The organism is Halomonas sp. V046 (assembly GCF_052645355.1).
Map to the genome: position 1 here is coordinate 39,523 of NZ_JBQXYF010000020.1, position 17,786 is coordinate 57,308.

Annotated in this window: 17 protein-coding genes; 3 read left to right on the forward strand and 14 right to left on the reverse strand. The window is 67.4% G+C overall.

From position 1 onward, the window contains the following. Nucleotides 1–50 precede the first annotated feature (50 nt). The 10 genes from ACUN9Y_RS20640 to tmpA form a co-directional block, all read right to left on the reverse strand. Entirely contained in the window at nucleotides 51–800 is a 750-nt protein-coding gene (locus tag ACUN9Y_RS20640; protein WP_445462620.1) for an ABC transporter permease, read from the reverse strand. A 1-nt stretch (nucleotide 801) separates the two neighbouring features. Next, on the reverse strand, nucleotides 802–1,521 hold the full coding sequence (locus ACUN9Y_RS20645; RefSeq protein ID WP_445462621.1) for an ABC transporter permease: 720 nt from the start codon (nucleotides 1,519–1,521) through the stop codon (nucleotides 802–804). 83 nt (nucleotides 1,522–1,604) lie between these two features. Next, a complete protein-coding gene (locus ACUN9Y_RS20650) occupies nucleotides 1,605–2,414 on the reverse strand; it encodes a transporter substrate-binding domain-containing protein (protein WP_445462622.1) in 810 nt (269 codons plus the stop codon). A 100-nt stretch (nucleotides 2,415–2,514) separates the two neighbouring features. Beyond that, a complete protein-coding gene (locus tag ACUN9Y_RS20655) occupies nucleotides 2,515–3,441 on the reverse strand; it encodes an amino acid ABC transporter ATP-binding protein (protein ID WP_445462623.1) in 927 nt (308 codons plus the stop codon). A gap of 7 nt (nucleotides 3,442–3,448) precedes the next feature. Continuing rightward, nucleotides 3,449–4,669 (reverse strand): pyridoxal phosphate-dependent aminotransferase, encoded by a 1,221-nt coding sequence (locus ACUN9Y_RS20660; RefSeq protein WP_445462624.1) that lies wholly within the window; start codon nucleotides 4,667–4,669, stop codon nucleotides 3,449–3,451. Then, the gene (locus ACUN9Y_RS20665; RefSeq protein ID WP_445462625.1) at nucleotides 4,651–5,484 is read right to left on the reverse strand and encodes a class II aldolase/adducin family protein; all 834 of its coding nucleotides are present in this window, start codon (nucleotides 5,482–5,484) and stop codon (nucleotides 4,651–4,653) included. The genes ACUN9Y_RS20660 and ACUN9Y_RS20665 overlap by 19 nt, the downstream gene beginning before the upstream one ends. After that, a complete protein-coding gene (locus ACUN9Y_RS20670) occupies nucleotides 5,481–6,485 on the reverse strand; it encodes an ABC transporter substrate-binding protein (RefSeq protein WP_445462626.1) in 1,005 nt (334 codons plus the stop codon). The genes ACUN9Y_RS20665 and ACUN9Y_RS20670 overlap by 4 nt, the downstream gene beginning before the upstream one ends. A 171-nt stretch (nucleotides 6,486–6,656) precedes the next feature. After that, nucleotides 6,657–8,276, reverse strand: coding sequence for a 5-guanidino-2-oxopentanoate decarboxylase (locus tag ACUN9Y_RS20675; protein ID WP_445462627.1), 1,620 nt, complete (start codon nucleotides 8,274–8,276; stop codon nucleotides 6,657–6,659). Then, nucleotides 8,270–8,881 (reverse strand): HD domain-containing protein, encoded by a 612-nt coding sequence (locus ACUN9Y_RS20680; RefSeq protein WP_445462644.1) that lies wholly within the window; start codon nucleotides 8,879–8,881, stop codon nucleotides 8,270–8,272. The genes ACUN9Y_RS20675 and ACUN9Y_RS20680 overlap by 7 nt, the downstream gene beginning before the upstream one ends. 29 nt (nucleotides 8,882–8,910) lie before the next feature. Further along, complete coding sequence (gene tmpA, locus ACUN9Y_RS20685) at nucleotides 8,911–10,110, reverse strand: 2-trimethylaminoethylphosphonate dioxygenase (RefSeq protein WP_445462628.1); 1,200 nt, start codon at nucleotides 10,108–10,110, stop codon at nucleotides 8,911–8,913. Between the two features lie 127 nt (nucleotides 10,111–10,237). Between tmpA and ACUN9Y_RS20690 the strand changes: the two genes are divergently transcribed. Further along, nucleotides 10,238–11,317, forward strand: a complete 1,080-nt coding sequence (locus tag ACUN9Y_RS20690; protein ID WP_445462629.1) for a GlxA family transcriptional regulator — start codon at nucleotides 10,238–10,240, stop codon at nucleotides 11,315–11,317. Nucleotides 11,318–11,392: 75 nt separating this feature from the next. Here ACUN9Y_RS20690 and ACUN9Y_RS20695 read toward each other — a convergent pair whose 3' ends face one another. After that, entirely contained in the window at nucleotides 11,393–12,607 is a 1,215-nt protein-coding gene (locus ACUN9Y_RS20695) for a TauD/TfdA family dioxygenase (RefSeq protein WP_445462630.1), read from the reverse strand. 288 nt (nucleotides 12,608–12,895) lie between these two features. After that, complete coding sequence (locus ACUN9Y_RS20700) at nucleotides 12,896–13,870, reverse strand: GlxA family transcriptional regulator (RefSeq protein WP_445462631.1); 975 nt, start codon at nucleotides 13,868–13,870, stop codon at nucleotides 12,896–12,898. Nucleotides 13,871–14,426: 556 nt separating this feature from the next. On the opposite strand from ACUN9Y_RS20700, the gene ACUN9Y_RS20705 reads away from it, so the two are divergent. Next, a complete protein-coding gene (locus ACUN9Y_RS20705) occupies nucleotides 14,427–15,374 on the forward strand; it encodes a GlxA family transcriptional regulator (protein WP_445462645.1) in 948 nt (315 codons plus the stop codon). Nucleotides 15,375–15,433: 59 nt separating this feature from the next. Here ACUN9Y_RS20705 and ACUN9Y_RS20710 read toward each other — a convergent pair whose 3' ends face one another. Beyond that, nucleotides 15,434–16,108: a Fe2+-dependent dioxygenase gene (locus ACUN9Y_RS20710; protein ID WP_445462632.1), complete on the reverse strand. Its 675-nt coding sequence runs from the start codon at nucleotides 16,106–16,108 to the stop codon at nucleotides 15,434–15,436. A gap of 169 nt (nucleotides 16,109–16,277) precedes the next feature. After that, nucleotides 16,278–16,877 (reverse strand): hypothetical protein, encoded by a 600-nt coding sequence (locus ACUN9Y_RS20715; RefSeq protein ID WP_445462633.1) that lies wholly within the window; start codon nucleotides 16,875–16,877, stop codon nucleotides 16,278–16,280. Here ACUN9Y_RS20715 and ACUN9Y_RS20720 point away from each other — a divergent pair. Further along, nucleotides 16,866–17,474, forward strand: a complete 609-nt coding sequence (locus ACUN9Y_RS20720) for a hypothetical protein (protein WP_445462634.1) — start codon at nucleotides 16,866–16,868, stop codon at nucleotides 17,472–17,474. The genes ACUN9Y_RS20715 and ACUN9Y_RS20720 overlap by 12 nt on opposite strands. Nucleotides 17,475–17,786 lie beyond the last annotated feature (312 nt).

Sequence of the window (17,786 nt, forward strand, 5' to 3'; positions counted from 1 at the left end):
CCCGGGTGGGGCGCTGCGAACCGCGGCCAGGGGCGGGGGTGGCGTGGCTGTCAGAGCGGTGTCGGGTCGGTCCCGCGGCTGAACAGCCCGCCGCGACGACGGGTCGGCTGGACCCCCGGAAAGGACAGTTCCACCCGGCGCAGCACCAGGGTCAGGAGCACCGTGAGCACCAGGTAGATGGCGCCAATGAGCAGCAGTGGCTCGTAGGTCAGGAAGGTCTCGTCGCGGATGATGTTGGCCGCCTGGAGCAGGTCCATCATGGCGATGGTGGAGACCAGGGGGACCGACTTCAGCAGCAGGATGATCTCCCCGGTGAGGGTCGGCAGACACAGCTGGATCGCGCGGGGCAGCCACAGCCGGGTAAAGACCTGGAAGGGACTGAGGCCGAAGGCGCGCCCGGCCTCACGCTCACCCGGAGGGACGCTCAATAGCGCCCCGCGCAACACCTCGCCGGTGTAGGCGCCGACCGATAGGGTAAAGGTCAGGGTGGCGTAGAAGAATGGATCGCGCAGGACGCCCCAGAAGATACTGTCCTGGATGCCGGGGATGTCTTCCAGCAGCCGGCCGACGCCGTAGTAGAAGAAGAACAGCTGCACCAGCAGCGGTGTACCGCGCATGACCGTGGTGATGCCCTGGGCGAGCCAGGCCAACGGGCGCGGGCCCTTGATCCGGGCCAGGGCCATGCCGACCGCCAGGGTGAAGCCGAGCACCGCCGAGACCAGCAGCAACCACAGGGTATTGATCAGGCCTTCAATCAGGTACTCCTGATAGAAAGGGTCGGACAACCAACTGAAGTCCATATCAGGCCTCCTGGGCACTAACGGGGGGCTGGCCGCGGCGCACATGGCGCTCCAGGCGGGCGAAGGCGGCGCTGGAGGTCAGCGTCATCAGCAGGTAGAGCACGCCGGCGGCGGCGTAGAACAGGAAGTGAGCGCGGGTGCTGGCGGCCGCCTGCTGAACGGTGAAGAACAGCTCGCTAAAGCCGATCACGCTGATCAGCGCGGTGTCCTTGATCAGAATCAGCCACAGGTTCGACATGCCGGGCAGGGCATTGGGCAACATCGCCGGCAGGCTGATGCGGTGAAAGCGCGTCCAGGGCGAAAACCCGTAGGCGTCGGCGGCCTCGAGCTGGCCTTTGGGGATCGCCAGGATGGCGCCGCGAAAGACCTCGGTCATGTAGGCCCCCTGAACGAATGCCAGTACGCCCACGGCGGTGACGAAGCCGCCGATCTCTACCTGGCCGGGAAAGCCGAGGGCATTGGTCAGGCCGGTCAGGGCCTGGGAGCCGGCGTAGTAGAGCAGGATGATCAGCAGAAGCTCGGGGACCGCGCGCACGGCTGTCGAGTAGACCGTGGCCAGCGCACGCACCGGGGCCCAGGGGCTCAAGCGTGCGCTGGCGCCGATCAGCCCCAGCATCAGCCCGATGGCGTAGGCGGCCAGGGCGATCTGCAGGGTGGTCAAGGCACCGGACAGGATGGGGCCCGCCCAGTCGGCGAGCCCCTCTTGGGATAGGGTGTTCATGGTCAAGGCTCTCGTGGTATCGGAGTCGGCGTCGGAGTCGGGAAGGGGGGCCACGGCGCTTCGGCGTCGTGGCCGGGGACCCGTCAGCCGACGCAGACGTCCGTGCCGAAGTACTTGTTGGAGAGCTCGGTGCAGGTGCCATCCTGCTGAACCTTCTCGATGGCGGCGTCGACGGCGGCGGTCAGGTCGTCGTCTTCCTGGCGCAGACCGATGCCGACCCCTTCGCCGTAGGCTTCGTGGTGCGGAGCCTTGGCCTTGATCTCGAAGCCCGCGGCCTCGTCGCGCTCGATCAGCTCGGTCATCGCAATCTCGTCGGCCAGGATCACGTCCAGGCGTCCGGACAGCAGGTCGCGGTTGACCTGTTCGGCCTGGTCGTAGAGGCGTACCTCGACCCCGGTATCGCGCAGGGCGCGGCGGGCATAGGTGGCATTGGTGGTGGCGCTCTGGACGCCCAGCACCTTGCCATCGAGACCGTCGGGGATAGCGATGGACAACTCGCTCGCGGCGACGTAGGCCCCCGGGGTGAAGTAGTAGGGCACGCTGAAGTCGATGACCTTCTGGCGTGCCTCGGTGATCGACATCGAGTTCATGATCATGTCGATGCGCCCGGCCTTCAGCGAGGGGATGATACCGCTCCAGCCGGTGGGGGCGATCTCGCACTCGCGTGCCATGGCGCTGCAGATCGCGTCGGCGAGTTCGACCTCGAACCCGGTCCAGTCACCGTCCGAGGAGGTGTAGGTGAAGGGCGGATAGGGCTCGGCGGAGATGCCGATCTGGAGTGGTTCAACGTCCTCGGCATGGGCGCTCGCGGTGAGCATCAGGGTGCCGAGCAGCACGCCGGCAAGGGAGCCGCGGGCGTAACGGGTGTGGAGAGCGGAAAGGGGGGTAGTCATCGGGGAACTCCTGGCTGTTGGCTAGCTCTTGTGGTCTGGCAGCGTCCTGGGGACGACGCCACGCAATCGATCGTTGAAGGCCTTGCACGAGGTCCGTGGCTCAGGCCGCTGGCGCCACGAAGTGCTTGCAGCGTTCGTGCTCGAAGACCTCGCTGGGGCTGCCGGCGACGCCGACGACGCCTCGATCGAGGAATACGATCTGGTCGGATACCTCTCGGGCGAAGGCCATTTCGTGGGTCACCATGAGCATGGTGCGGCCTTCGTCGGCGAGGCTTCGAATGACCGCCAGCACCTCGCTGACTCGCTCCGGGTCCAGCGCCGAGGTCGGTTCGTCGAACAGCAGCACCCGGGGTTCCATGGCCAGCGCCCGGGCGATGGCCACGCGCTGCTGCTGACCGCCGGAGAGAAACGCCGGATAGCTGTCGGCGCGCTCGAGCATGCCGACCCGCTCCAGATAGTGCTCGGCCACGCGGGTGGCCTCCCGGCGGGACATGCCCTTGACCCGTATCGGCGCCTCGGTGATGTTGCCGAGCACGGTCAGGTGTGGCCACAGGTTGAACTGCTGAAAGACCATGGTGACCTTGGCACGCAGGCGCTGAATCTGGCGCCGGTCGAGCCCGATGATGTCGCCCTGGGGATTGCGGTCGAAGCGAATCCGCTCATCCGCAATCGCCAATTCGCCCTGGTCGGGTCGCTCCAGCAGGTTCATGCAGCGCAGCAGGGTGCTCTTGCCCGAGCCGCTGGCACCGATGATGGTGGTGACGGTGCCTTCCTCCACCGCCAGCGACACATCGTGAAGCACCGCCAGGTCGCCGAAGTGCTTGACGATATGGTTAGCCTCGACGGCGAGGGCGGTCGTCGGTGGCGTGGCGGGTGCCGAGTTCGACGCCGCGGCGGGGGGAGTCGTCGCGGCCGCTCCCTGTGGGGGAGCGGGGCTCGTATTCCCGGCGCTGATATTCCCGGCGCTGATGTTCCCGGGGCTGGCTGGTCGGGAGTTCGATGAGGTAGGGAAAGATGATGATGGCATAGGCGGCTCAGGGGGAAGTGGCGGTGGCCGGGGCGCTGTCGGCCTCGGCTCGGGCGTGGCTGGCGGCCGCGGCCAGGGCCGTCAGGCGCGAGCAGGCGGCACTCAGGCGTTCGGGGGGGACGGTCAGGCTCAGGCGCACGAAGCCCGCCGCCGACGGGCCGAAGGCCTCACCGGACAGCACCGAGACGTCGTGCTCGTCGAGCAACCGGTCGGCGAACTGCCCTGATGACAGGCCGGTCCCGCGGATATCGACCATCACGAACATGCCCGCCTTCGGCGTGACGACCTGCACTGCATCGCAATCGGCCAGCGCCTGGCAAACGGCGTCACGACGTTCGCGGTAGGCCTCTCGCATGGTGTCGATATCGGCCTGGCGCTCGTCACTGAGGGCCGCGATGGCGGCATCCTGGACGAAGTCCGGGCAGCCGTAGAGCATGCACAGCGCCAGGTTGGTCAGGTGGGTGATCAGGGCCTCGGGGCCGAACACCCAACCCACCCGCCAGCCGGTCATGGCGTGGGACTTCGACAGGCTCGAGATCACCACGCTGCGCTTGGCCATGTCGGGCAAGGCGGCCGGGCAGATGTGGTCGCCGTCGAAGATCAGCTCGGCGTAGACTTCGTCGGAGATCAACCATAGGTCATGCTGCTTGCACAGTGCCGCCACGGCACCCCATTGCTCGGCATCGATCAGGGTGCCGGTGGGATTGTGGGGGCTGTTGAGCAGGATGGCTCGGGTACGGGGCGTGATCGCCGCGGCAATATCGTCGACGTCGAGGCGAAAGCCGTCATCGCCGCGTAGCGGCACGCGCCGGAGTACGGCGCCAGGAGCCTGAATGACCGCCTCGTAGGTCACATAGCTCGGCTCCGGCACGATCACCTCGTCGCCGGGCTCAAACAGGCACTGGGCGACGGCGTAGAGCCCGCACTGGGCGCCGGCCATCACGATCAGGCGATCGGCGTCGGCGTCGATGCCCGTCTGGCGATAGCGTCGGGCGATGGCCTCGCGCAGGGCCTGCTTGCCCTGGACGTCGGCGTAGTGGGTGGCGCCGTCGTCGAGGCTCGCCTTGGCGGCCTCGATGATGGCGTCCGGGGTGGTGAAGTCCGGGTCACCCACCGAAAGCACGGTGATGTCTTCGCCCTGGGCGCGGCGGTTCAAGGCCCGAACGTGGATGTCCCAGGCGCTGGCGCCTTCGCCGGCGATGCGGTCGGTCAGTCGTGAGTAGCGCATGGAGACTCCTGTGCAGTGGATGATGCTGGGGAAGGCGCGGCCGAGGACGGGGCGGCCGGGGCCTCGATGCCCAGGCGCCGCAGTTCGGCGCGCCAGGCCAGATCGACGCCCTGGCCGCTGGCGTTCCAGCGTTCGTATTGACGGGCGACGTGCTCGCACAGTTCGGGCGTCGCCTGGGTCAGTGCCTGACCGCTGGCCTCGGCGGCCAGCTGGGCCTGACAGCTGCGCTCCAGGTCGCGCATGCGCAGGAAGGCATCGCCGACGCTGGTGCCGCAGGTCAGCATGCCGTGCTGGCGCAATACCAGTGTCATGTGCGGTCCCAGGTGGGCCACCAGGCGCTTACGCTCGGCGAGATCCAGGGCGATACCCTCGTAGGCGTGATAGCCGGTGCGCGCGTAGAACTGCATGGCCCACTGGTTGAGCGGCTTGAGGCCATCTTCGAGGCAGGACACGGCGACGCCGGCCACGCTGTGGGCGTGCAGCACGCAGCCCACGTCCGGGCGTGCGGCGTGGATGGCGCTGTGGATGGTGAAGCCGGCGGGGTTGATGCCGAGCCCCGTAGGGTCGTCGAGCAGGGTACCATCGGCGTCGACGGTGACCAGGTTGTCCGGACGCACCTCTTCGAAGCGCAGGCCGAGGGCGTTGATCAGGAAACGCTCCCCCGGCAGCCGGGCCGAGATGTGGGTCGAGATGCCATCGTCCATGCCATCCAGCGCCATCAGTCGATAGGCCGCGGCCAGGTCGCGGCGGATCAGCTGCTCGGATGGCGAGGCCGGGTGTTGGCGAGACGGGCTTGCGGTCTCGTTGGTACTCACAGGCTGGCCTCCACCGCCTCGAGGGCACTGCCGCCGTCGCGAGTGGTGACGCCGTCGAGGAAGTCCGCCAGGTGCTCGGGATGGGTCTTGAGCCAGTCGTGAGCGACGTCCTCGAGGTCACGCTTGTTGAGCCCGTAGTCGAGGATGAACTCGCTCTGCTCGTCGGCGCTGAAGGCCAGCTGGTCGAGCAGGCGTGTCAGGTTGGGGTTGGCTTCGGCAAACGCCGACGAGACGATGGTCTTGACGTCGCTGGCGCCGTTGTTGCCGCCGTAGACCTCTTCGGGATCGTCGAGAATATGGACGTCGAACTCCGGCACCATCCAGTGCGGTGTCCAGCCATAGAAGGCGATCCAGCGCTGGTCGCCTTCGGCGGCGCGGACTTCACTGAGCATGCCTGGGGTGGAGGATTCCATGACGTCCCAGTCGCCGAGACCATAGACGTCCTTATCCACGGCGGCGTTGATGAAGTCGCCCACCGTAGAGCCGCTTTCGATGGAGTAGAAGGTCTTTTCAAACTGCTCGGCGTGGGCGGCGAGATCCGCGGCGCTGTGGATCCCTGCGTCATAGACGTAGCCAGGCACGGCGAAGCCCATGCGTGCGCCGGTGACATTATTGCCAAGATCGGTGATGGCGCCGGCCGCCATGGCGGCATCGTAGCTGTCCTGCTGGGCCGGAAGCCAACCGGCGAGGAAGGCATCGCTGTCGCCAGTGGTCAGGGTGTTGTAGCCCACGGTGGAGCTGACTTCCTGGCGCTCCACGCTATAGCCCAGAGGCGTCAGTATCTGGGCCAGGATCTCGCTCTTGACGGTGACGCCGGGCCAGGGCGGCACGACCAGGGTCATGCCGTCGTCACGGTCGATGTCTGCGGCCAGGGCGGCGCTGCTGAGGGCCGCGGTGGTCAGCGCCGCGGTGGTCAGCGCTGCGGCGGCCAGTGCCGGGGCGGTGAGCGCCGGGCGAGATGCTTGGGCCCGGGGCCTGGCGGGGTGGGAACGCGTCGTCATGGGGCTCTCCTGGTCGACCCCGGCTCGGGCCGGGGTTCGTGATTGTAGGTGGTCGTGGGGTCGTCGTAGGGTCGTTATCGTGTCCCTGGTGGAGCGTTTTCGGTTCGCTGTCCGGTCGCCACGCCAAGCGCGGGTTCCGCTGTCGCGTTGCTGAAGGCGCTCGCCCCTGGGTCAGGGGGCGGCCCCGTGGGCGGCGAGCCAGCGGTTGGCGTCGACCTCGATCAGCAGCGCAGACCGTGCCTGGTGCAGCGTCTCGAGGGCGCCCGCCAGCGTCTCCGGGGTAGCCACCGCGGCGTAGCGGCAGTGAAAGGCAGCGGCCAGTGCAGCAAAATCCGGGGCCTTGAGATCGACGCCCAGATGCTCGACGCCGTCCTGGGTCATGTAGCGGCGGATCTCGTCGTAGCCGTCGTTGTTCCACACCACCAGGGCGATAGGGTGGCCAAGGTCCCGGGCGGTGGCCAGCTCACCGAGGACGAACTGGAGGCCGCCATCCCCCACCAGGGCGACCACCGGCAGGTCCGGACGGGCGATGCTGGCACCGAGCGCGGCCGGCAACCCGTAGCCGAGGGTGCCGTAGCCGGTGGCGGCATTGAACCAGCGGCGCGGGGCGCTGCGCCGCGCGAGAAAGTTGCCCGCGTAGACGGGGCCGGTCGAGTCACCGACGATGATCGCCTCGGGCATCACCGCATCCAGGGTCTGATACAGCGAGACATAGGGCGCAAGGTCCGGGTCCTGCTCGAGGGCCAGCGCTTCGCGCACCCGCTGGGCGATCTCGGCGCCCCGGCGCCGAGCCGGGGTGAGGCGGCCGGCCAGCGCGTCGAGGGTCAGCCCGACGTCGGCGACCATGGCCAGTGCCGCCGGCTGATTGCGGCTGAGCTGCTGGGGGTCGATATCGACCCGAATCAGCTTCCCGGCAATGGCGAAGCCGCCATCGAATACCAGATCGTAGTCGGTCTCGCCGAGCTCGGTACCAAGGGCCAGCACGACGTCGGCCTCGCGAGCAAGCCGGCGCACCGCGTCGAGGCTCGCGGTATCGCCAAGGTCCAGGGGGTGATGGTGGCCGAGCACGCCGCGGGCGTTGATGGTGGTCAGGGTCGGGGCATCGAGGCGCTCGACCAGGGCCCGTGCGGCCTGGGGTGCATCGACGCTGCCGCCACCGAGCAGCACCAGCGGTCGGCTGGCCGCATCGAGCCAGCGTGCGGCGGTATCGAGTGCCGCGGGTGCCGGGGCCGGTGGGTATATCAGGGACGGCACCGCGGCTCGGCTGGCGGCCGTGTCGCCGACAGGCGCGGCCATGACGTCGAGGGGAATCTCGATATGCACCGGGCCCGGTCGCGCGCCCTGGAACACGGCGAAGGCTCGGGCCATTACCTCTCCGAGGCCCGCGGGGTCGAGCAGGGTGTGGCTGAAGACGCTGACGCCGGCCAGGGTCTGGCTCTGATGGGGCAACTCGTGCAGGCGGCCCTGGCCGCGGCCCAGGGTCGGGGTCGCGTTGACGCTGGAAATCACCAGCATCGGCACCGAGTCGGCCAGGGCCTGGCCCATGGCGGTGGCGATGTTTGTCATGCCGGGCCCGGTGATGATGAAGCACGCCGCCGGGCGGCCGCTGGCGCGAGCATAGCCGTCGGCCATGAAGCCGGCGCCCTGCTCGTGGCGCGGGGTCACATGGGTCAAAGACGAGCCGGGAAACTCGCGATAGAGCTCGATTGTGTGCACACCGGGAATGCCGAAGGCGGTATCGATACCGTAGGCCTCGAGCAGGCTGATCAACTGCTGGGCACAGGTCAGCATGAGGCGCGACCCTCGTCAGTCGCCAAGGCGTCCCGATCGACGAGGTCCGGCAGCCCGCCGAAGGGCTCGCGGCCGAGAACGCGTTCTACCAGGGGCACGAAGGCCGACAGCGGCAGGCTATCGTAGTCGGGGTCGAAGCTGGTTTGGTCCCACTCGTCGCAGAAGCGCACGGTACGCTCGAAGGCAGGATGCCCGGCGTGAGCGTCGCGGGCATGGCGATCCTGGCCAAAGAAGTGGCGGTAGTGGTAGCCCTGAAACAGCTCATGGTGACGAATCATCCACACGTTGAGCGGATCGATGAACGGCTCGAGAATCGCCGCGGCGATCTCGGCATGATTGGCCGGCGCCAGGTCGTCGCCGATGTCGTGCAGCAGAGCGCAGACCACCATTTCCTCGTCGGCGCCAGCGCGCAGCGCCCGGGTGGCGGTCTGCAGGCAATGTTCGTAGCGGTCAACCGGATAGCCGTGATGGTCGCCTCGCAGACGGTCCAGGTGGGCGAGCACGCGACGGCAGGCGTCGGACTGATAGTCGCGAAAGCGCGCATCGATGAGCGCCCATTCCTCGTGGCGGCTCTCGTCGAAGCGACGAAAGCGTGCCTGGGTCAGCGCGGTGTCAGGCCGGGCGTGGTGCTGGCTCATGAGTAAGCTCCCTGGGTCGAGGCCAGTGTGGCTGGCTCGGGCGACTCACCATCGACGCTGGGCCCGGCCGACGAGGAGGCTTCCAGGTGGCGGCGGTCGCCCAGCAGCAGACGGCGGCTGGCGGTGGAATCTCGGTCGACGTAGCCCTGGCGCATATGGCGGACGCCACCGTCGAGCTGGAAGGCGCTGCGGCCATGCAGCAGGCGGTAGTTGTCCATGATCAGCATCTGCCCCGGCTCGAGCTTGAGGTGGAGGGTCAGCGCGTCGCCGCTGATCAGGCGGTAGAAGGCCTGGCGGGCGGCGTAGTAGCGTTTCAGCGTCTCGCCTTCCAGGGCAGGGACGCGCTCGGTGCGGTTGGAGAAGCGCACCCGGGCGATGTGCCCGCGGCTGTCGAGCTCGATCAGCGGGCCTTCGCTCTCGAGCCGGGTGGTGTCGTCGTGGTAGCGAAAGCCTGGTGCCACCTGGGTCAGGCAGGTGAAGGCATCGGGGGCGTCACGGCGCAGGCATTCGGCGGCCTGGAAACCATCCACCAGGGTGCTGTCGCCGCCACTCGCGGCGTTGCTCAGGCAGTGCAGCCAGATGTAGCCCGGGATGGGGTCGCGATAGGGGTTGTCGGTGTGGGGCTCGAGGCCGCGCTGGGTCATGGTCAGGTCGTAGGCATTGGCCACGGACTTGACGTCGGCGATGCCGCCCCAGTTGGTCCGACGCAGGGGGCCGATGCGATGAATCAGCGCCTGCATGCCATCTTCCGTCGCCGGCACGCCGGTGACCTTGACGAAGCCGAAGCGATGGAGCCGCTCGAGCAGGTCGAGCAGCGCCGTGTCGTCGTCCAGGGCCGCGGTGAAGTCGCTGTGTGGCACCTCGTCGAGGGTCGCATCCCACAGCGTCAGCCCTGCGTGCTCGTCGTTGGCGCGGGTTTCCGCGATCAGTGCCGTCAACGAATAGCACGCACGGTGGCCGTCGCTGAAGGTCAGTGCCAGGCGGTCCCCGTCGCGTGTCGCGTCGGTCACCGCAAGGTCCAGCGGCAGTTCCGCGGCCTCTATCAGTCGCTGGCCGGTCTGGGGGTCCAGTGTGTTGGCGTCGGGGGCTCGTTCACGCAGCCACAAGGCCTCGAGAGTCAGGGTGCCAGTGGCGTGGTTAACCCGCAGTTGTTGGCCTTGGCTGGTCAGGCTGAGGTGATCGCTTGCGCTGGTCACTCGATGATCTCCGCGGCAGGGGAGCGGCGCTGATGTGCCGATCCGGAAATGGTGTTGGCCCTAGCTTACGTGGGGGATTCCGGTACAATTTGATTAAATTCGCCAAATGGTTGATAAAAATAGCCCTATGCCCGATGTCTTGGCCCCGGATGCCTGGCCCTCTTCGCATCCCTCTCCGCATCCCTCTCCGCATCCTTATCCGCGTCCCGATTCGCCGCCGGTGCTGTCTCCGGATGCCGCCGAGCACACCCTCAATGTGTGGCTGGTGCCGCGTTTTTCGATGCTGACGCTGTTCTGTTTGCTGGAGCCTTTGAGGGTGGCCAACCGGTTCGGGCGGGATCTCTTTGCCTGGCGTCTGTTGTCCGCCGACGGTGAAGCGGTGGTGGCGAGCAATGGCGTACGCATCGACGTGGATGAGCGTCTGACGGGCCTTGTCGACGAGGGCGGCTTCGACGAAATGGCGTCGCATTCACGCCTGATGGTGGTGTCGTCCTATGAGCCGGAGGCGCATGTCGGCGTGGAGGAGCGTGCCGTGCTGCGGCGGCTGGCGGCCCATGGGGCCTGGCTTGGGGGGCTGGATACGGCGCCGTTCATTCTGGCGCGGGCCGGGGTGCTGGCGGGGCACCGGGTCGCGCTGCACTGGGAGAGTGTGCCGGCGTTTCGCCAGGAATTCCCCGAGCTCGCCATCAGTCCGGCACACTACGAGTGGCAAGGCGAGCGCCTGACGGGGTCAGGAGGCGCGGCCAGCATCGACATGATGCTGGCCTGGATAGAGACCCTCTACGGGCCGTCGCTGGCGGATGCGGTGGGGCGGCAGATCGTTCATCAGCGCGGTCAGGACAGCACCAGGACCCAGGAGCGCTATCAGGATCCGGCGCTGCCGCGCAGCGTCGTGAGGGCCCTGGCGGTGATGGAGGCCAACCTGGCGCAGTCGCTGGCGATCCCGGAGGTATGTCGGCTGGCCGGTCAGTCCCAGCGTCAGTTGACTCGGCTGTTCATGGCGGCGTTTGGCGAGACTCCCAAGCAATGCTATCTCGGCATGCGCCTCGATCATGCCCAGCGGGTGCTCGCCGATAGCCGGGTCAGCGTCTCCCAGGCGGCCTTCGGCGTTGGCTTTTCCCACCTGGCACACTTCACCCGGGCCTATCGTCGGCGCTTCTCGGAGGCGCCGAGCGTCACCGCTCGGCGTGGCCTGGTGGCCGACTGAGACGCGAACTGCTCGGGCGTCGGTTGGCCCCGGGCCTTGGTGACGAATGGACCTGGTTCGGGGCCGGCGATCGGCTCAGAGCTGGCGTTCGCGACGACGGCGTTCCACCATGCGATGGCGCGAGCGCACCTCGTCACGCTCCAGGTAGCAGCCCTGCAACCAGCGATGGCCGGAGTCGCCCTCGAAGGCGTCACGGGCGTGCAGCAGGCGACGGTTGTCGAAGATCACCAGATCCCCCGGACGGTAGGTGAAGCGGATGGCGAACGTCGGGTCACGCAGCAGTGTCTGCAGCGCCATCAGCGCGCGATAGGCCGGTTCCACCAGGTCGAAATCGGTGATCAGCGGACCGCGCAGAAAGTCGGCGATGCGCACTTCATCGAGGTTACCCTGATCGTCGACGACGATCATCGGCGAGTGCCAGACGTAGTCGCTGGTCTTGGCAGTATTGGCGTAGCGCCAATGGACGCGTGTCAGCGTCGCGAAGGCCTCGGGGTCTTGCTCGCGCAGGGCCTCGGCGACGGCGAAGCCGTCGAGCATGACCGCCTGGCCGCCTTCGACGGTATTCTCCAGGCAATGCAGCAGCTGCAGCCCGGGGTGATACTCCCGGGTCGGCAGGTCGACGTGAGGTGGCAGCGCGATGGCGGTGTAGGCGTTGGAGTCCGGGTCGTGCTTGGCCTTGACGTCGAACAGGGTGCCGAAGTTGGTCGAGCGTACCGGGCCGATGCGCTCGGCAATGGCGGCCAGGGTGCCGGGCTCTGTGGGTAGGCCTCGTAGGCGTACCAGGCCCTTGCCGAGCAGGCTTTCCAGCGCCGGGGCGAGGATGGTTTCGTCGTCGAGGCTCGCCGGTTCGGCGTCGAGCCAGCCGCTGGCATTGAGGGTGTCAGGGGCGGCGTCGGCGCCGCCGGTCCAGGTTTCGATGGGGACCAGGGGCGCCCTTGGGTCGGCGGTGTTGTCATAGTCGTGGGCACGCAGCCAGCCGGGATGGAAGCGCAGCGACCTCCCTTCGGGCGCCATGACCAGGGCAAGGGCGCCGGCCTCATCGATGCGCGCCTCGCTCACCGTCGGCCAGGCCGGGAGGGTCGACAGGTCGAGGATGCGCTCCCGTGTGGCCGGGTTGATGGTGCTGTCATCGGCGGCGTTCTCCCGCAGCCAGATGCTGTGATAGCGGCTGATGCGGCCATCGTCCCAGGTCAGGGTGACGAGGTTGGGCTCGACGTCGACCCGGGCGATGTCGACCGTGACGGGCCAGGCGTCGTAGTCGGGGGTGATGGGTAGTGAGGCGGTGCTCATGTCGGCTCCTCGCAGAACGATGTTAGGTGTGGCGCCGGCTTGGCGCTCGATCATGGCGCTTAGGCTGACGACTTTTCAGGCCCGGATTCGTGCAAAAACCGACAGTCATCATGCAGAAACCGACGCCAGGGGCTCTCGTTCTCTGACGGGGTCTCTCGTTCTCTGACGGGGTCTCTCGATCGCCGAGCGGGGTTAGCGTGGTGGCTTGCGGTGGCTTGCGTAAGCCGCGGCAGGCAGCGGTTGTGGGCCAATGACAGGTGACAACGCCCGCGGGTCAGCGCCCGTGAGTCAGCGCTGCGGTGGGCGTGCACGACGACGCAGGGCGGTCGGCGACAGACCGTGGTACTCGCGGAAGGCTCGGGTAAAGCTCGACGGCGAAGCGAAGCCGCTGGCGAGCGCAATGTCCATCACGCCGTGGTGGGTGTCGATCACCAGTTGACGCGCCAGACGCAGGCGCCGTTCGAGATAGACCCGTTTCGGGCTGCGTGCCAGATGGGTGGCGAATCGGCGTTCGAGCTGACGCTCGGAGATGCCTATCGCGCTGGCCAGGTGTGCCACGCTCAGCGGCGACTCCAGGTGGGCATCCATCAGCCGAATGACGCGGGCCAGGGGGGCAGGGAGTTCGCCGTCATCGGCCGGGTGACGCTGGCGGCTGGCGGGAAGACGGCGGTGATCATGGACCAGCTGTTCTCTCACCAGGCGGGTCAGACGATCGCCATGACGCCGCCGAATAGTGTCCAGGGCGAGGTCGATGGAGGCGCTGGCCCCGGCACAGGAGAAGCCCTCCGGGGTGACTTCGAAGAGCGATTCCACGGCCTCGACGCGGGGAAAACGTCGGCGGAAGTCCGGCAGGCTCTCCCAGTGCAGGGTCACCGTCTGGTCATCCAGCAGCCCAGCTGCCGCGAGCACGAAAACGCCGGTATCGATGCCGCCGAGGGCCGCGCCGGCCTGGCGTCTGGCCACCAGCCAGTCGGCCAGGCGGGGGTCCAGGGTCGCCAGGGGCTCGAAGCTTGCGCAGACGGCGAGACTCGGGGTCGCCGGTGCCGTGTCCAGAGCCCAGGAGACCGCCAGCGGGATGCCGTTGCTGGCCGTCACCGGCGCTCCGTCCCGGCTGATTAGATGCCAGCGGAACAGTTCCCGGCCGGCCACACGGTTGGCGATGCGCAGTGGCTCAATGGCCGAGAACAGCGCCACCATGGCGAAGCGCTCGAGCAGCAGGAAGCCGATGGGCTCGGGAGAGGGACCGGTGTAGGTCAGGCGCATGACGTTTCGCCGCAACAGGAAGAAGGAGAACCAGCGGGTGGCGGGGTGGCAACGCTCGCCCCGCGGACAGTGTAGGGAAACGTCGAGCCTCGTGCAGCCGCATCTGCCGCCAAGGGACGAGGTGCACCACGCGGGCGGTCGGTCGGCTGGTCCCCGGGAAGTCGCCCGGCTTATCGCACGGCTTGTCGCATGGCTTGTCGCATGGCTTGTCGCATGGCTGGTCGCTTAAGCCCCGCGGCACCCGGTACTCGCAGGGGGCCTAAGCCGTCGGTGGCCGCACCCGCGTGATATCCTCGCCGGCATTGCCGCTACCGTTTCCGTCCGTCGAGGAGCCCAGGGTGAAGCGAATGCCGAACCGAATGCCGAACCGAAAGAGAGTGCTGTCGCCCCTGTCGTCGCCCCTGTCGGGAGGTTCCGCTGGCGTGTTACCGCTGTCGGCCACCGGGTCGGTCTTGCCGGTATCCTGGCACCGGGACGCGGAGCCAGGGTGTTGCCACCGGGCCGGGTGGCAGTCGCCGTGAGCGAGTGGAAGGCCTATGCCGACGATCCAGGGGAGATGGAGCGTTGGGGGTTCTTGCTATTGCCACGGTTCTCGATGATGGCGTTCTTCTCCGCGGTCGAGCCCCTGCGCATCGCCAATCGCATCGCTCAGCGTCCGCTCTACGATTGGACGTTGATCGGCCTGGATGGAGCACCGGTCACGGCCAGCAATGGCATGACCTTGCTGGTCGACTGTGCCGTCGTCGATGCCCCCAGGCTGCCGACGGTCGCGGTCTGCAGCGGTTTCGACCCGGACCTGTGGATCGATCGCGCGCTGGTGGCCTGGCTCAACCGCCAGGATCAGGCCGGCTGTCGGATCGGTGCCCTCGACACCGGGGCCATCGTGCTGGCCGAGGCGGAGCTGTTGCACCACGAGGAAGTGACCCTGCACTGGGAGAGCCTGCCGGGGTTCAATGAACGCTATCCCCACCTTCGCACCAGCGATGAGCTGTTTCTGCTCGGCGAGCGACGGTTTTCCTGTGCCGGCGGCTCGGCGGCCATGGACATGACCCTGGAGATGATCGCCCGACGCCACGGCATGGCCCTGGCCGTCGATGTCTCCGAGCAGCTGATCCACGACCGCTTGCGCTCCCGGGGCGACCAGCAGCGCATGACCCTGGCTCGACGGCTGGGGAGCCATAACCGTCGGCTGGTGGATGCCGTCGCGTTGATGGAGCGCCACCTCGAAAGCCCGTTGACGCTCGCCGAGGTGGCTCGGCGCAGTGGCGTGTCGTCGCGGCAGCTGCAGCGGCTGTTCGCCGAGACCTTGGCGCAGACGCCGGCGGGCTACTATCTCGGGTTGCGCCTCGCGCGGGCCGCGACCCTGCTCAAGGAAACCGATCGCGACGTGCTGTCGGTAGGGCTTGTCTGTGGCTTTTCGTCGGCGTCGAGCTTCAGCCGCGCCTTTCGTCGCCAGTTTGGCTACTCGCCGGCGGCGCTGCGCCAGGGGAAGGTGGGAGACTGAGCGATGTCGGCGCTGCGGCGGCGCCGCAGCGCCTGCCCGGCCGCAGACCGCCGCCGCGGTCAGACCTCGGCCCACATTCGCTGCAGGTTGGCCAGGCTTTTTGACAAGGCGTCGAAGGTGTCGGTCTTGCCGTGCTCCTCGAAGAGGCGACGGCGGGCGGTGTCGAGGTCGAACAGTATCTCGCGCTGGCCGGGGTCACGGACCTGGCTCTGTAGCCATCCCACGGCCGCGAGCCGCTCACCTCGGGTGACTTCGGCGACCCGGTGCAGTGTCGACGAGGGGTACAGGATCATCGAACCCGCGGCGAGTTTGTAGCTTTGTTCTCCCACCGTGGTGTCGGTGACCAGCTCGCCGCCATCGTACTCCTCGGGGGGAGTCAGGAAAATCGTGAACGACAGGTCGGTTCGCATCGGCCCCTGGGGGCTGGGCATCACCGCGTCGTCGACGTGACTGCCGTATTGCATGCCCCTTTGGTAGCGGCTGAACATGACCGGTTTCATGCGTCGAGGGCGTGCGGCTATCTGAAAGAGGGTGTGCCTGGCGAGGGTATCGCCGATGGTTTCCTTGAGCTCGGCAAGCCCGGGGTCACGGCCGTCCGCCTGCTGATTGTGCTTGACCGTGCGGGCGTGCCAGCCGGCGGTTTCCTTGCCGTCGCGAAACTCGATGGTCTCCAGGGCGCTGCGCAGGCGGGTCACCATGGGGTCGGAGAGGACTCGGTCGATACAGAGAATCATGGCAGGCTCCGGCAAATGGGCGGCATCATACCCGACTGTGAATCGTTTGCATTACACTTGCGCCAACGGCACGCTAGATTGTGAACCCTGACAGAACGCCGCTGAAAGCCGCCGAAAGCCGGACAGCGGTGTAGCCCTTCGTGGCAAACCGGCTCCGCGGCGTCGAACGTCACAGCACGTCACCGGCCGCTGGATGCCGGGCCAACGCTACTCCCAACCTCGAACAGCAAGGAAGGACACGATGTCGCATCAGACCCGCACCAAGCTCTGGATAGGCGTTGGCGCCAGCGTATTGCTCGGCTCCGGGGGCGCCCTGGCCGATCACGGCGAAGACGAAGCGCCCAAGCAGGATAGCAGCGCCTACGAGACCAGCAACGACGTTGGCGCTTCTGGCGGTGAAGGCGGCCATGGTGGAGAAGGCGGTGAAGACGGCCATGGTGGAGAAGGCGGTGAGGCTGGCCATGGTGGAGAAGGTGGCCCCGGTGGAGAAGGTGGCCATGCTGGAGAAGGCGGTGAGTCTGGCCATGGTGGAGAAGGTGGCCATGGTGGAGAAGGCGGTGAATCTGGCCAGGATTCCGCGGGCGCCGACCCCTACCGGGCTTTTGCCTACCTGAGTGCGTCCTCCGGTGGGGGTGAAGGTGGCGAAGGTGGTGAAGGTGGTGAAGGTGGTGAAGGCGGTGAAGGTGGTGAAGGTGGTGAAGGTGGTCGTGCTATCGACCCGACGAACCCCGGTGTCTACACCGTCGAGCTGGCTCAGATGCTGGGCCACCTTGCCATCGCCCGTGAACTCTACCAAGAGGGGAACAAGACCGCTTCCTATCCCCACTTCGCGCATCCTTACCAGGAGGTCTACGAGTCCCTGGAGCCGGCGTTCGAGGCACGCGGCATCGCGCCTTTCGAGGACCAGCTCGAGGCGTTGTCCGAGCGCGCTCGGCAGGGCGGTGGTTGGTCCGATCTGGAGCCGGCGTTTGCCCAGGTGCTGACGACCATTCGCACCGCCATGAGCGACGTGGAGGACGATATCGAGATGGACCCGGCCTTCCAGGCTCGCGTTCAACTGGCGCTGTTGAAGACGGCCCTGCAGGAGTACGACGAAGCGGTCGAGGACGGCAGCTTCCATGACGTGCTGGAGTACCAGGACGGCCGTGGCTTCGTGTTGACCGCGCGGGAATCTCTCGAGACGCATGCCGAGCTCTTCCGGCAGGCGGGGGCCTATGACGCCCTGGTGTCCGGCTACGAGAAGGTGCTCAAGGCCTGGCCCGATGCCGAGGCGCCGGCGACGCCGGTGATGAGTGTCGGCGACCTGTCGGCGGCGCTGTTCAGCCTCGAGGTCGAGCTTGGCCGATTCGAGCCCGATGGCCCCTGAGTCGACGAGCCGACGCGACCTGCGTCGGGGTTGAGACGTGAGACGGGGCGTGGTCGATTCGGCCACGGCGGACGATCGAATCGAGGGGCAGTCGCCGTGGCTTGCCCGGCACGCTGCAACGCACCACAACGAAGCCCGCCGTCTGCAAAGACGGCGGGCTTCTGTACGCCGGGACCAGGGGCGGCGCTCTCTGCTATCGGTCATCCGTCATCGGTCCAGGACCACTTCGGCATCACGCTACAAGGCGATGTCCTCGATCCGGCGAGGTCACCAATCTCGGCGCAAAGTCCGATGCAACGTCCGATGCAGAGC

What these genes read in the sequence shown, in the direction of transcription:
- ACUN9Y_RS20640 (WP_445462620.1), bottom strand. Translation starts at nt 800, where the DNA reads ATGGACTTCAGTTGGTTGTCCGACCCTTTCTATCAGGAGTACCTGATT.
- ACUN9Y_RS20645 (WP_445462621.1), bottom strand. Translation starts at nt 1,521, where the DNA reads ATGAACACCCTATCCCAAGAGGGGCTCGCCGACTGGGCGGGCCCCATC.
- ACUN9Y_RS20650 (WP_445462622.1), bottom strand. Translation starts at nt 2,414, where the DNA reads ATGACTACCCCCCTTTCCGCTCTCCACACCCGTTACGCCCGCGGCTCC.
- ACUN9Y_RS20655 (WP_445462623.1), bottom strand. Translation starts at nt 3,441, where the DNA reads ATGCCATCATCATCTTTCCCTACCTCATCGAACTCCCGACCAGCCAGC.
- ACUN9Y_RS20660 (WP_445462624.1), bottom strand. Translation starts at nt 4,669, where the DNA reads ATGCGCTACTCACGACTGACCGACCGCATCGCCGGCGAAGGCGCCAGC.
- ACUN9Y_RS20670 (WP_445462626.1), bottom strand. Translation starts at nt 6,485, where the DNA reads ATGACGACGCGTTCCCACCCCGCCAGGCCCCGGGCCCAAGCATCTCGC.
- ACUN9Y_RS20675 (WP_445462627.1), bottom strand. Translation starts at nt 8,276, where the DNA reads ATGCTGACCTGTGCCCAGCAGTTGATCAGCCTGCTCGAGGCCTACGGT.
- ACUN9Y_RS20690 (WP_445462629.1), top strand. Translation starts at nt 10,238, where the DNA reads ATGCCCGATGTCTTGGCCCCGGATGCCTGGCCCTCTTCGCATCCCTCT.
- ACUN9Y_RS20695 (WP_445462630.1), bottom strand. Translation starts at nt 12,607, where the DNA reads ATGAGCACCGCCTCACTACCCATCACCCCCGACTACGACGCCTGGCCC.
- ACUN9Y_RS20700 (WP_445462631.1), bottom strand. Translation starts at nt 13,870, where the DNA reads ATGCGCCTGACCTACACCGGTCCCTCTCCCGAGCCCATCGGCTTCCTG.
- ACUN9Y_RS20705 (WP_445462645.1), top strand. Translation starts at nt 14,427, where the DNA reads ATGGAGCGTTGGGGGTTCTTGCTATTGCCACGGTTCTCGATGATGGCG.
- ACUN9Y_RS20710 (WP_445462632.1), bottom strand. Translation starts at nt 16,108, where the DNA reads ATGATTCTCTGTATCGACCGAGTCCTCTCCGACCCCATGGTGACCCGC.
- ACUN9Y_RS20720 (WP_445462634.1), top strand. Translation starts at nt 16,866, where the DNA reads ATGCTGGGCCACCTTGCCATCGCCCGTGAACTCTACCAAGAGGGGAAC.